General features: G+C 41.0%; 16 protein-coding genes and 1 rRNA gene. 1 reads left to right on the forward strand and 16 read right to left on the reverse strand.

The features are described 5' to 3' along the window. Nucleotides 1-43: 43 nt before the first annotated feature. Nucleotides 44-811 (reverse strand): TatD family hydrolase, encoded by a 768-nt coding sequence (locus CVV77_RS21485; RefSeq protein WP_084993276.1) that lies wholly within the window; start codon nt 809-811, stop codon nt 44-46. A gap of 77 nt (nt 812-888) precedes the next feature. Beyond that, a complete protein-coding gene (metG, locus tag CVV77_RS21490; protein ID WP_100276444.1) occupies nt 889-2,883 on the reverse strand; it encodes a methionine--tRNA ligase in 1,995 nt (664 codons plus the stop codon). Between the two features lie 494 nt (nt 2,884-3,377). Here metG and abrB point away from each other — a divergent pair, with 494 nt between their 5' ends. Further along, entirely contained in the window at nt 3,378-3,668 is a 291-nt protein-coding gene (abrB, locus tag CVV77_RS21495) for a transition state genes transcriptional regulator AbrB (protein ID WP_003226760.1), read from the forward strand. A 48-nt stretch (nt 3,669-3,716) separates the two neighbouring features. Here abrB and rsmI read toward each other — a convergent pair whose 3' ends face one another. The 14 genes from rsmI to rrf form a co-directional block, all read right to left on the reverse strand. Further along, nucleotides 3,717-4,595, reverse strand: a complete 879-nt coding sequence (rsmI, locus tag CVV77_RS21500; protein WP_003242152.1) for a 16S rRNA (cytidine(1402)-2'-O)-methyltransferase — start codon at nt 4,593-4,595, stop codon at nt 3,717-3,719. Further along, nucleotides 4,570-4,869, reverse strand: coding sequence for a GIY-YIG nuclease family protein (locus CVV77_RS21505; protein WP_003242154.1), 300 nt, complete (start codon nt 4,867-4,869; stop codon nt 4,570-4,572). The genes rsmI and CVV77_RS21505 overlap by 26 nt, the downstream gene beginning before the upstream one ends. Then, nucleotides 4,856-5,599 (reverse strand): tRNA1(Val) (adenine(37)-N6)-methyltransferase, encoded by a 744-nt coding sequence (locus CVV77_RS21510; protein WP_060397761.1) that lies wholly within the window; start codon nt 5,597-5,599, stop codon nt 4,856-4,858. Before CVV77_RS21510 ends, CVV77_RS21505 begins: the two co-directional genes overlap by 14 nt. Nucleotides 5,600-5,657: 58 nt before the next feature. After that, on the reverse strand, nt 5,658-6,017 hold the full coding sequence (gene yabA, locus CVV77_RS21515; RefSeq protein WP_003218308.1) for a replication initiation-control protein YabA: 360 nt from the start codon (nt 6,015-6,017) through the stop codon (nt 5,658-5,660). Between the two features lie 14 nt (nt 6,018-6,031). Continuing rightward, nucleotides 6,032-6,859 (reverse strand): competence/sporulation regulator complex protein RicT, encoded by an 828-nt coding sequence (gene ricT, locus CVV77_RS21520; RefSeq protein ID WP_003242158.1) that lies wholly within the window; start codon nt 6,857-6,859, stop codon nt 6,032-6,034. A 2-nt stretch (nt 6,860-6,861) separates the two neighbouring features. Then, on the reverse strand, nt 6,862-7,851 hold the full coding sequence (gene holB / locus CVV77_RS21525) for a DNA polymerase III subunit delta' (RefSeq protein ID WP_019257242.1): 990 nt from the start codon (nt 7,849-7,851) through the stop codon (nt 6,862-6,864). Between the two features lie 11 nt (nt 7,852-7,862). Next, nucleotides 7,863-8,303 (reverse strand): YaaR family protein, encoded by a 441-nt coding sequence (locus CVV77_RS21530; protein WP_003242162.1) that lies wholly within the window; start codon nt 8,301-8,303, stop codon nt 7,863-7,865. A 12-nt stretch (nt 8,304-8,315) separates the two neighbouring features. Continuing rightward, complete coding sequence (gene darA / locus CVV77_RS21535; protein ID WP_003218295.1) at nt 8,316-8,645, reverse strand: cyclic di-AMP receptor DarA; 330 nt, start codon at nt 8,643-8,645, stop codon at nt 8,316-8,318. A 74-nt stretch (nt 8,646-8,719) separates the two neighbouring features. Continuing rightward, nucleotides 8,720-9,358, reverse strand: a complete 639-nt coding sequence (gene tmk / locus CVV77_RS21540; protein WP_100276445.1) for a dTMP kinase — start codon at nt 9,356-9,358, stop codon at nt 8,720-8,722. After that, complete coding sequence (locus tag CVV77_RS21545; protein WP_100276446.1) at nt 9,355-10,797, reverse strand: aminotransferase class I/II-fold pyridoxal phosphate-dependent enzyme; 1,443 nt, start codon at nt 10,795-10,797, stop codon at nt 9,355-9,357. Before CVV77_RS21545 ends, tmk begins: the two co-directional genes overlap by 4 nt. Nucleotides 10,798-10,878: 81 nt before the next feature. Further along, nucleotides 10,879-12,036, reverse strand: a complete 1,158-nt coding sequence (locus tag CVV77_RS21550) for a toxic anion resistance protein (protein WP_100276447.1) — start codon at nt 12,034-12,036, stop codon at nt 10,879-10,881. Between the two features lie 18 nt (nt 12,037-12,054). Next, nucleotides 12,055-12,669: a 5-bromo-4-chloroindolyl phosphate hydrolysis family protein gene (locus CVV77_RS21555; protein WP_019257238.1), complete on the reverse strand. Its 615-nt coding sequence runs from the start codon at nt 12,667-12,669 to the stop codon at nt 12,055-12,057. 132 nt (nt 12,670-12,801) lie between these two features. Then, complete coding sequence (gene csfB, locus CVV77_RS21560) at nt 12,802-12,996, reverse strand: anti-sigma-G factor (RefSeq protein WP_032732378.1); 195 nt, start codon at nt 12,994-12,996, stop codon at nt 12,802-12,804. A 178-nt stretch (nt 12,997-13,174) separates the two neighbouring features. Then, nucleotides 13,175-13,290 (reverse strand): 5S ribosomal RNA (gene rrf, locus CVV77_RS21565). Between the last annotated feature and the right edge of the window lie 9 nt (nt 13,291-13,299).

Below are 13,299 nucleotides of genomic sequence, written 5' to 3' on the forward strand. Positions count from 1 at the left end.
GCTGTAAGGGACAAGCTATTACAAAAACCGCTAGCGTTTTTTGTCAGTTTATACGGAAAAGTCTTTTTGCATTTTCAGTCGTGATTGATGCAATCTCTTCGAAGGTCATTCCTTTTAATTCAGCGATTTGCTCTGCCACATATTTCACATAGCTTGGCTCATTTCTTTTCCCGCGAAAAGGATGAGGTGTGAGAAATGGGCAGTCAGTTTCAATCAGCAAACGGTCATTTGGTATTTCCTTCACAACTTCCTTCGGCTTCTTCGCATTTTTAAATGTCACCGGTCCCCCAAATGATAAATAAAAATTCATTTTCATGCATTCTCTTGCCACTTCCGCACTTCCTGTAAAGCAGTGCATGATTCCGCCCACGGCTTCTGCGCCTTCCTCTTTTAAAATCGTCACGACATCCTCCGTTGCATCACGGTTATGAATGATAATAGGCAGATTGACCTCTTTTGCTAAGGCGATTTGTTTTCTAAACACCTCTTTTTGAACATCTTTAGGAGATTTATCCCAATGATAATCCAGTCCCATTTCACCTATCGCTACCACTTTTTCATGAGCAGAGAGTTCTTTAATCCATGCTAAATCTTCTTCTGTCATGTCAATCGCGTCAACAGGGTGCCAGCCGATGGCTGCATAAATAAAATCATACTCCTCAATCATTTCCATCGCACGGGTAATGGTCGGTCGGTCAAAACCAACTACGACTATTCGTTCTACTTTTTCAGATTTTGCCCGCTCAATAACCTCTTCCAGATCCGTATCATATTGTTCTGCATTTAAATGTGCATGTGTGTCAAACAACATAAGTGAAAACTCCTTTCTTGTCGAAACACAAAAGGTGTTCGACGAATTGTTACACGTGAAACACCTTTTGTTTGTCATTATTTAATTCTTGTGCCTTTCGGTAACGACTGATCGATAGATACGACTTTTAATACGCCGTCTGCCTCTCCAGCAAGGATCATACCTTGAGAAAGTTCTCCTCTCAGCTTAACCGGTTTTAAATTTGTTACACATACGAGTTTTTTCCCAACAAGCTCTTCAGGCGTATAATGCTTCGCAATACCAGATACGACTTGGCGTTTTTCAAAACCAAGATCCAGCTGCAGCTTCAATAGTCGGTCTGCTTTTTTCACCGGCTCTGCCTCGATGACCTCTGCCACGCGAAGTTCTACATCCATGAATTGATCGATCGTGATTTCAGGTAAGCGATCAACCTCTTGCGGCTTTTCTTCTTTTGTTTCTTCTTTAGCTGGCGCCGATCCCTGCATTTTCCCTTTGATGTAAGCAATTTCTTCTTCTGCCTCTAAACGAGGGAACAAAGGCTCGCCTTTTTGTACTTTTGTATCTTTCAGCTGGCCGAAAGCTGTAATGCTGTCCCAAGCTTTTAAAGCTTCATCAGTAATGCCCAGCTGCTCGAACATTTTTTCCGGTGTCTTTGTTAGGAATGGCTGAAGCAACACAGCTGAAATACGCAATGATTCAGCCAGATGATACATAACTGATTGCAGTTCTTCTTCTTTTGCCGGATCCTTCGCAAGCACCCATGGAGCTGTCTCATCAATGTATTTATTTGTGCGGCTGATGAGCTGCCATAATGTTGAAAGAGCTACCGAGAATTCCATGTTTTCCATTGCTTTCTCGTAAGCCTTCACTGTTTCTTCAGCAACTGAAGTGAGCGTTTGATCAAATTCCGTTACAGCACCTTTGTAAGAACCGATTTGTCCGTCAAAATACTTATTGATCATTGCAACCGTACGATTCAATAGGTTTCCTAAATCATTCGCTAAATCATAGTTAATCCGCTCAACAAAACCTTCCGGCGTGAAGACACCGTCAGATCCAAACGGCACTTCGCGAAGCAGGTAATAACGAAGTTCGTCTAAACCGTAGCGTTCAATTAATGTAACGGGATCTACAACGTTCCCTTTTGATTTCGACATTTTTCCGTCTTTCATTAAAAGCCAGCCATGCGCGAATACTTGCTTCGGAAGCGGCAGATCAAGAGCCATCAGCATAATTGGCCAGTAAATGGTATGGAATCGCACAATCTCCTTACCGACTAAATGTACATCGGCAGGCCAATATTTTTGATAAAGCTCATCATTTTCTGTATCATAGCCGAGTGCTGTTAAATAGTTAAATAGTGCGTCGATCCAAACATATACAACGTGCTTTGGATTTTCCGGCACCTTCACGCCCCAGTCAAAAGTGGTACGCGATACAGCCAAATCCTCAAGTCCAGGCTTGATAAAGTTGTTAATCATTTCGTTTTTGCGTGATTCCGGCTGGATGAATGTTGGGTTTTCTTCATAATATTTCAGAAGACGATCCGCGTATTTCCCCATACGGAAGAAATATGATTCCTCTTTGATCAATTCAACTGGGTGTCCGCTGTCAGGGCTTTTTCCGCCGATGACCTCTCCCTTTTCATTCCGCTCGATATCAACCAGCTGAGTTTCCGTGTAGAACGTTTCATCTGGGATACTATACCAGCCTTCATATTCATCAAGATAGATGTCCCCGTTATCAAGAAGCTTTTGAAACACCTTTTCAATCACAACTTTATGCCGTTTTTCAGTTGTACGGATAAAGTCGTCGTTTGAGATTTCAAGCTGTTTCCACAGTTTCTGAATATCTGCCGCTGCGCGATCCACATACTCCTGAGGTGTAATGTTTTCCTGCTCAGCTTTTTGCTGAATCTTTTGTCCATGCTCGTCCGTTCCCGTTAAATAGCGAACATCGAACCCTTTTAATCTTTTGTAGCGTGCCATTGCATCTCCCGCGACTGTCGTATATGCATGGCCGATATGTAATTTTCCGCTCGGATAATAAATCGGTGTTGTAATATAAAATGTATTGTTTTCTTGCGGCATCTTGAAACCTCCCAATCAGAATGTCAAAAAGCTCCCGCCCAAAGGACGAGAGCGGCGATAAGTGCAAATCATATATGATTATTATTTATATTTATCCTTTATCTATGATACCATCTTAGCCTTTAAGATCAAGAATATATACGTATGCCCTGAAAAAGAATAATTAAAATTAAAAATCTTTAATGAAAATAAAAAAAGTCTGTTTATGTCGAATTTTGTCGTATATAATCAAATGAAATAAAAAACCTTGGTTCGAAAGTCTTGATTTAAAAGGAGTTTTAGTAGGATAATAGCTTTATTAAAAATTTATAAAATGCTGTTATTCCGGTAGTTTTCGAGACATTACTGACTATAAGAACTAATTCTTACAATCAATAGTAAACAAAATGATTGACGATTATTGGAAACCTTGTTATGCTATGAAGGTAAGGATTTTGTCGAATAATGACGAAGAAAAATATAATTTAAACAAATAATTATCTCTTGGGAGGAGAATGTTTATGAAATCTACTGGTATTGTACGTAAAGTTGATGAATTAGGACGTGTAGTTATTCCTATCGAATTGCGTCGTACTCTTGGAATCGCAGAAAAAGATGCTCTTGAAATTTATGTTGATGATGAAAAAATCATCCTTAAAAAATATAAACCAAACATGACTTGCCAAGTAACTGGTGAAGTTTCTGATGATAACCTTAAACTTGCAGGCGGTAAATTGGTTCTTAGTAAAGAAGGCGCTGAGCAAATCATCAGCGAAATCCAAAACCAACTTCAAAACCTTAAATAATCATTTCTTTTACAAAAAACGTTCTTGTTATGACACAAGAACGTTTTTTTATTGCTGAATATGGTAAGCATCGTACACTTCACGCTTAGGAACATTGCGATCGACTGCTGCTTTTTTAATAGCTTCTTTAGAAGTAGCGCCTTTCGAGATGTAATGCTCGACATGTTCTTTCGCGGTGAGGGTTTCCCACCATTGTGCTTCCTCATCTGATTCCTCTGCTTTACTTCCTTCTACGACAAGACAAAACTCACCGCGTATCTGGTCTTCGTTTGCCCATTCGATGACTTCGGATATCGAGCCTCTGATAAATTCTTCATATTTCTTAGTGAGTTCGCGCGTTACAGCAATTTCCCGATCTCCTAATATCTCTGCCATCGCTGACAAGGTTTCCTTCAATCGGTGAGGCGCTTCATAAAAGATAATTGTTTCTCTCCGTTTTTTAAGAGCTTCAAGTTCCTTCTTCTTTTCTTTTTTCTGCCTGTTAAGAAAACCGTAAAAGAAGAAAGGCTGCGGTACAATTCCTGAAGCGATTAGGGCTGTTAATGCAGCATTTGCTCCCGGCAGCGGAACGACATAACCGCCTAACTCCGTGAAATCCTTCACGATTTCCGCTCCAGGATCAGAAATCGTCGGCAGCCCGGCGTCACTGACAAGGGCAATGTTTTTTCCCGATTTCAGCCATTCAATGATTTTGTGGCCGCTGCTTTCCTTATTATGTTCGTGATAACTAACAAGTGGTGTTTCAATTTCGTATACATGACAAAGCTTTTTCGTTTGTCTCGTATCTTCCGCAGCAATCGCATCCACTGATTTCAGCGTGTCGATCGCCCGGAATGTCATATCCTCTAAATTTCCGATTGGGGTTGGGACCAAATATAGAATCCCCATGTCCGACTTTCCATTAAAGCTCATTTGGCGCCTTAACATATACAGCCTCCTTGCTGTTCCGCTTTTCTTCTATATAAAGCTCTTTTTTCTTTCGAGTCAGTTTTTTGAAATAATATTCCGCCTGCATGGCTTCCCGTTTCGTTGTGAAAGCTTCAGCAAATATCAATTCAACCGGACGTCTTACTTTTGTATACTTTGCGCCCTTTCCATCATTATGTGTTTTTACTCGTTTCTGCAGATCGTTGGTATACCCGGCATACCAGCTATTGTCCTTACATTTCACGACGTAGAAGAAATGGTTATTTGTCTCCATATAAAATGGTCCTGATTTCTTTTGTATATTCATTTTGTTCGTCATAAACGAACAAAGGGGGGAGAATTTTTAAATCAGGACGTCCGCCTTTGATGCCTTCAACCAAGATGGTATTGGCTTCTTTCCCTTGTTTCGGGTAGACAAATTGCACACGCTTCGGTTCGATTTGATAAGCCTTCATCAGTTCAAAAATCTCCAAAAGCCGTCCCGGCCGGTGAACAAGGGCTGCCTTGCCTCCTTGCTTGAGCAGCTTGCTGCTGACTGAAATGACATCCTCCAGTGTACAGTGAATTTCATGTCTGGCGATTCTGAGATGCTCATTCATATTTTGCTCAGTTTGCTTCGGCGTTTTAAAATACGGCGGATTGCAGGTGACAACATCATATCGATTATGTCCCAGCTTTTCCGGCATGTTTTTCAGATCATCATGTATGATCTGAATCTGATCCCGCAGCTTATTATACTCCACACTGCGAACAGCCATATCATGAAGTCTTTCTTGAATTTCAACTCCAAGAATGTCTGCTTTTGATCTTGTGCTGAGCAGCAGCGGCACAATGCCATTGCCGGTGCACAAATCAACGATTTTTCCTTTTTGAATCGGAACGTACGCAAATTTGGACAGAAGCACAGCGTCCAATGAAAAAGCAAACACTGTTGGACTTTGTATGATTTTCATGTCCTCTGCGAGCAAATAATCTAATCTTTCATCATCACGTAATGAAACCATCTTCTTATCCTTTCAGTACCTTTGAAAAAGGCTCCCGTCTTATGCGGAAGCCTTTTCCTTATTTTTTATTTAAGAATGACAGACAGAAAAGACAATCTTCTTTACGAACGCTTCCATAGTGGACATTGCAGATATGAAATCCTTCTTGATACAGACGTGCCAGATTATCATACCCTTCCCCTATATCAGTTTGCTCTGTCTTCTGTGTTTTTGATTCTTTTTTATCAGCTTTGAACTTTTCAATCTGCTGCGTCGTATCGTCCAGCCGTTTGCGCAAATGCTTGTTTTCAAGCTGTAAATGATGATTTTCTTCAATCATCTCACCGATATGCTGCTTCAAATCCCCCAGCTGCCGGTACAGTGAGCCAATTTGTTCTTCTAAGTTAATGACTGTATCAAATAACTCTTTTTTATCCAAGGTTCCACACCTCGTTAATCTGTGGTTTGTGCGGATACGACGCCCTCTTCCAAGAGCTCTTCCCAAGTATATTCTATCACTTTTTCACGGTTTATCAGTTCCACCTGAAGCACCCGTTCCAGAATATTTAGTCCAACGACCTTCGCGGGGCCGTTTGCTGTTGTAATCATTTCTCCAATATCCGGAAGCTGCTCTTTTGCCGTCTCATACTCATCGTTCTCATATTTTAGACAGCACATCAAACGTCCGCAAAGACCTGAAATCTTCGTAGGATTTAAAGACAAGTTCTGATCCTTGGCCATTTTAATGGAAACGGGTTCAAAATCTCCAAGAAACGTTGAACAGCAAAGCATTCTTCCGCAAGGACCGATTCCTCCGAGCATTTTCGCCTCATCCCTTACTCCAATTTGGCGCAGCTCAATTCTTGTTTTAAAGATAGAAGCCAAATCCTTTACAAGCTCTCTAAAGTCTACTCGGCCGTCAGCAGTGAAGTAAAAAATAACTTTATTGCGGTCAAACGTAAATTCGACATCGACCAGCTTCATATCCAAGCCATGTTCAGCCACTTTCTTTTGGCAGATGTCAAATGCTGATAAAGCTTCCTGTTTATTTTCTTCTACGATGAGAAGATCGCGTTCGTCAGCCACACGTATCACTTTTCGAAGGGGCAGCACGACATCATGCTCATCCACCTGTTTATTCGCAATCACGACCTGGCCGTACTCAACGCCTCTGACAGTTTCTACAATTACGCAGCTGTCATGTTCTATATGAAATCCATTTGGATCAAAATAATATATTTTACCCGCTTTCTTAAAGCGGACTCCAATTACATTGTACAAGCTTATCCCTCCTGCAACATTAACACCAAGTGCTCCATTAATCCTTGTACATTCACATTGGAATGAAGCCGTTTCTTTGCTTCTAAAACAGCAAGAATTTGATTCGTAACGCTTTGTTGTGTTGATTGTAGCGCATGCTGTTTTATTGATTGGAATAAGTCTTGATAAATCAATTTATCTTCATTTCCTATTTGGATGGACAACACATCACGATATATCAATAAGAGCATATCAAGACCCATTTCTTGATGGGTTTTTTCTTTGAAAAAGGGCATCCATTGATCTTGAATAAAGAAAAAAGCATGTCCTTTCCGCTGGTGTAGGACTTCATACAATTTTATCACTTTCGCTCTAGACTCTGCAAACTCATCATTTCGACTTAATTCGACTGCTTCCGCTACATTGTTGGTCATGTTGCCCAGAAGCCTTGCCATATGAGGCGAAACGTCCTGTTCGATTAATCTGTCTTCAATTGCTTTAGGCTGCAAAGGCTGAAAAGGAAGGGTTTGGCATCTTGAAATGATGGTATCCAATAACCTTTGGGGCTGCTCAGTGATGAGGATGGCCATTGTGTCTTTATTCGGTTCTTCTAAAAATTTCAGCAGGCTGTTCGCTGCATTTGCTGTCATTTGATCTGCGTGCGAAATAATATACAGCTTTTTATGCGATTCAAGCCCCGTCTTAGAAAACTCTTCTTGCAGCGCTTGAATTTGCGCCTTTTTGATCGACAAACCATCAGGCTGAACAAGATGGAGATCAGGGTGGTTCCCTGACTCTATCCGTTTACAGTTTCGGCAGCTCTCACAAGGCTCCGCGCCGTCCTCCAGGCAAAAAAAGCTTTTCGCAAGAAGCATCGCAGCATCAAGCTTTCCTGTTCCTTTTTTTCCCTCAAACAAATAAGCGTGTGATAATCTGTCCTTCTCAATACTATTATATAAAAGCTTCATCACTCTGGGCTGAAGCTCGGTCATTTCCTTCCAGGATATTGCCATTGTATCACTCTCTATGTGTAAAGGTTAATCAATAAACCTTTTATTTCGCCAATACGCTCCAGCAAATCAATTGCCGGTTTTTCCTGATCCATCATTTCTTCCGTAAGCTGTATCAATTTGTCATCTATTTCTTTCACAAGTCCCAGCGTTCTGCTGTTTCCGTACAGATCAAAGCTTTTCGACGTTTCATGTGAAAGACCGCTGTCTACAGCTTCTTTGACAAAACGTTTCACAAGTCCTTTAAATCTCGCTAAGTCTTTAAAATTCCGGGATTTCGTCAGTCTTTTTCCAAACGCTTCTATATCCGATAACAGCCTGGTGAGCTGATCAAATTTCAATTTGCTGCTTTGGTTTTCCATTGATGTTTTAAACGACGCTGTGATCTCAGATGTTTTCACAGAAGGAAGCTGCTTATTATCTATAAATGTACGTATATCTTTATTAATTTTCACAGTTTCAAATCCTTAAAATTGATGAAATTCATCGACTGGAAGGACAAATACTGTCGCTCCGCCAACTTCAACTTCGACTGGATAAGGGACATATGAATCAGCATTTCCGCCCATTGGAGATACAGGGGCAATCATCTGATCACGTTTCTGTCCGTTTTCTTTAATGAGACTCAATGCTTTATCGACGCGTATATCCTCAACACCAATCATAAACGTTGTATTGCCTGATTTAAGAAATCCTCCCGTCGTCGCAAGCTTTGTGACTCTAAAGTTGTGATCCGTTAAGGTTTTCAAAAGTCTGTTGCTGTCCTGATCCTGTACAACTGCCACTATCAATTTCATCTGTGAAGGCCTCCTTTAGATTGGAAACAACAATGATCTCGTTTACATTATTATATCAACTATTGGGAAACAGGTCACAATTGAATTTTTTTCAACGCTTCATTGATAACCTTTAGAACGTCCTGAACGACGAGATCTTTGGATTGGCCGGCATCAATTGAGTGAAATCTTTTCGGGAATCGCTTCATCAGCTCTTGATAACCTTCCTGTACCTTTGTATGGAAGCTTAATTTTTCTAAATCGAGCCTGTTTTTCTCCCGCAAGCCGTTTGCGTGAATACGTTTCAGGCCTACTTCCGGATCAATTGAAAAATAAACCGTTACATGGGGCATCATATCTCCGATGGCAAACTCATTAATTGACAGAACCTCATCAATTCCAAGGCCTCTTGCGTATCCTTGGTATGCGAGTGAACTGTCTATGAATCTGTCACAAAGAACCACATGCCCCTGTTCCAATGCTGGTTTTACTTTTTCAACTAAATGCTGGCGTCTTGCAGCTGCATATAAGAGAGCTTCTGTTTTCGGGTCCATTAATGTGTTGTTCTCATTCAGAATAACCTCTCGAATTTGTTCTGCTATGTCTATGCCGCCCGGCTCTCGAGTTGCTGTAACCTGAAGGCCTTCTGCTGTCAGTATGTTTTTGACTTCCTGCAGAACAGTCGTTTTTCCCGCACCTTCAGGACCTTCAAATGTAATAAATAAACCGCTCATGATTTCTCCTCTTCTATATAAACAAGTAGTTGTTTCTCTTTGATTTTCATATTCCCTTGAACATGCGTTTTCATGCTGATCAAGCGGCTGAGCTTTTGCACACTTTCTTTCGTTATTCTTTCTCCCGCCATGATCATCGGGATCCCCGGAGGATAAGGGATGATATCCTCTGCATTCAGCCGGCCTGCTGCTTCATCAAAGTCCACATATTCTTTCTTGAATGTTTGTAAGACCTTTTTTTGATATGGCAAGACAGTAACAGGCTGCGCTCCCCATTCTGCAGAAACAAACATCTGATCCGGAGGCATTTTTTCAATCTCTTCATCAATGCTTTTAATCGTTTCAGCGTTTATTCTGCGCTTTCCTCCCAATGGAAGAACGAGCAGTACTTGATTTTCATCAGCAAGCTCAGTGAATATGTTGACACGCTCTAATATGTTTTGCAGCGAATATCCAGAATGGCCCCGTTTTGAACGAATCGTGAGCTTCAACGGATCCGTTATTATCCGTGGGTCAGCCGGTTTGACAGCTTCTGCATTTGTAAGTGAATCAAACGTTTGTTTAAGTGATTGTATTCGCTGCAGAATGTCAGCAAGTTTTTGTTCTTCTATAATATGCTCCACATAAGCACGGGCAATGTCTAATGAAGCCATGATCGGATAAGACGGGCTGCTGCTTTGTAATCGGGTTAAATACTCTGCCACCCGATCCCGATCAATTCTGCAGCTGCTGTTGAGGTGCAAATAAGAACCCATCGTCATGGCAGGCAGCGTTTTATGAGCCGACTGAACAACAATATCTGCCCCCATTTTTAAAGCTGAGACCGGAAAAGGCTCCCCTAAAACAAAATGTGCGCCATGCGCTTCATCCACCAAAACAGGAATCCCGTAACGATGGGCCTCTGAAATAATTTCGGTTAAATCAGCACTATGCCCGTAATATGTCGGATTGGTCAGCACCAAGCCTTTCGCATCTGGATATACTGCCAAGGCTTCTTTTATTGTATCAAGCGGAACATGCGTAGGCACATGCAACGCTGCATCAATGTCAGGTGCAAGATAAACCGGCTCAGCACCAGCCAAATCAACAGCATGAAATACAGATTTATGACAGTTTCTTTGAACCAAAATTGTATCGCCCGGTTCACAAACAGATAAAATCATTGCTAAGTTCCCGACAGTCGTACCATTCACCAGAAAAAAACTTTCCGACGATCCATATAATTGACTGACAAGCTCTTGAGCTTCCTTAATCACCCCAGTAGGATGATGGAGATCGTCCAATCCTGCCAGTTCAGTTACATCAATGGTGAGAAGCGGATTGAATATCGACTTTGCGTCATCAAAAAAGACATCTCCATTGTGATGTCCCGGAACATGAAATGAATGAGAATTTCTTCTCGCATGCTGAATCAATGCTTTATATAAAGGTGTGTTCATTAAAACAATCCTTTGAATGTGTCTTCTTATACTTTATTATATCGTGCCTCTCACAGAACTTAAAGCTAGACTTACTGGTAACTATCTTTCCTTTATTGTAAGCAGCTTTTGCTTCAGATCGCCTTCCATCATCATGAGCTCTTCTTCTGCCTGACGGCGTTTGATTCGTCCTTCTTCTTGTATGGTCAGCGTTTCTTCAAGCGTGCTGATTAAGCTTTCCTGCACCTTCTTTAAAGTATCGATATCAACAAGGCCTCGTTCATTCGCCCGCACAGTTTCAATTGTATTGGTTTTCAACAGCTCAGCGTTTTTCAGTAAAAGCTCGTTGGTTGTATCAGCTACTTTTTGTTGTGCATCTACTGCATTGCGCTGCCTTAAAAGTGTCAGCGCAATCGCTACTTGGTTTTTCCAAAGCGGAATCGCAGTCACAATGGATGACTGGATTTTTTCAGCTAACGCTTGGTTTGTATTCTGAATCAGCCTGATTTGCGGAGCGCTTTGGATTGTAATTTGCCTGCTCAGAAGCAAATCGTGCATCCTTTTATCTAACCGGTCAGCAAATTGAATCAAATCGTTTACTTCTTGAACGGCCATTTGGTTGTGCTCACTTGATTCGGCCTGTTGCTTCAGTTCAGGAATCGTTTTTGTTCTTAATTCCTCCAGCTTCAGTTCCCCTGCAGCAATATAAACATTCAGCGCGGTGAAATACTCTTTGTTTTTTTCATATAACTGCTCTAACAGCTTATTGTCACTGATTAAAGCATTTTTAGAATGCTCCAGCTTCAAGCTGATTCTGTCTATCTGTACACTTGTCTTTTGATATTTAGACAGCACCTCCTGAAGAGAATTCGATACTCTTCCGAACACGCGCGCCAAAAAACCCTTTTTCTTAGACTGAAGATCATCAGGATTTACCTGCTCCAGCTTTTTCATCAGCTCTCCAAGAATTTCGCCAATCTCTCCGACATCCTTCTTTTGAACATGATCAATCATGGTATGAGAAAAATTCAGCAGCTTAGACTGAGCTTGAGAGCCGTATAAAACAATGCTCTGCATGTTTTTATGATCGATCTGTTCAGCGAGCTGAATTGCCTTTTCCTTGTTTTCCTCAGGAAGAACATCAACAAGACGTACTTGCTGTTTCTCTGCTTTTACAGCCTCTGCCTTGGGTATCTCTATATCGCCAAAAGGGTCTGCCAATAATTCATCTATATGAAGGTCGCTTTGATCTCGGTTCATCGCTCTTACCCTCTTCCATTATTTCTTTAATGAATGCTTTGCTGCATCTAATTCAAATTGCAGGTCATCAATTTCATCACCCATTACTTGAGTTAAATCCTCCTCTAAACGCTTTGTCAACTCAGCAAGTGTGATACGCGCCTCACTCAACGACATCGACAGTTCTTTGCTTTTTTTTGGATGAGATGATAGAAAGGCATACTTCTCTGTCAATTCAACAACCGAATCGAGAGTTTGATAAAAAAAGCGCTCGGCCTGATAAAACCGTTTTGGCTCTTTTTTAGTGAGAATATAAATCCTTCTGACAAGTCTCAGCATTTCTGCATTTTGTTTAAACATTTGTATGCTCTTTGCCTGAAACAAAGCTTTCCGGAGGCGTATGATTTTCAGCCTTGCTTCCTCGAGATTTTTCTTAATGTAAGCATATTCTCTTCCTGTCAGCGCATGCTTTTTAAGAAACAACCGTCTGGTGTTCCAAATGCCAGCTGTATATACGACCACTCCTGAAGCGAGCCCATAAATAAAAGATAAAAAAAGCGACTGATTTAAACCGAAAAAGCTCAATATCCCTATGAAAACAAAAGTCGCACTGCTTGTTAAACTCCATATCAAAAAGTGAAGAAATCTCTGCATGAGATAATCGACTCCTGTGTATATACTCAGTTTTAATATTATTATCTACTACGTTCAATCCCTAAACAAGTTTCATCTTCTTTTTATTAACTCATTCCTTATGAAAGAATACAAAAAAAGACCTTTTCAGGTCTAAGAATATAATGGCGGTGTATGAATGCTCTTTAGTTTTTTTACGTAAAAGGCATAGTCAGGATCGGAAGTTGATGTAGAAATTACTTTTCTCTCACAATCTAAGCATATAAATTTCGTATAAAGATGAATGCCTCTACTCTTCTCTTGATCACAAATCACACATGTATGATTAGGTTTAACTGTTTCGTCCATCGTCCCCACCTCCGTACAATTAGCCTTCCCTTAAACCGGATATTGTATACACTATTTAGATCTTTTCGAAACTTGGAATCAGTATATGGACTATATAAGCTGTCGGTGTTTGTATTTGTTTGATTTTATCGATCTTGAATACACAAAAAACCCAGCTCAATGAGCTGGGTTTTACCTTGCTTGGCGGCGTCCTACTCTCACAGGGGGAAACCCCCGACTACCATCGGCGCTGAAGAGCTTAACTTCCGTGTTCGGTATGGGAACGGGTGTGACCTCTTCGCTATCGCCACCAAACAAATTGAG

This window comes from Bacillus sp. SN1, from assembly GCF_002796895.1.
GTDB lineage: Bacteria > Bacillota > Bacilli > Bacillales > Bacillaceae > Bacillus > Bacillus inaquosorum.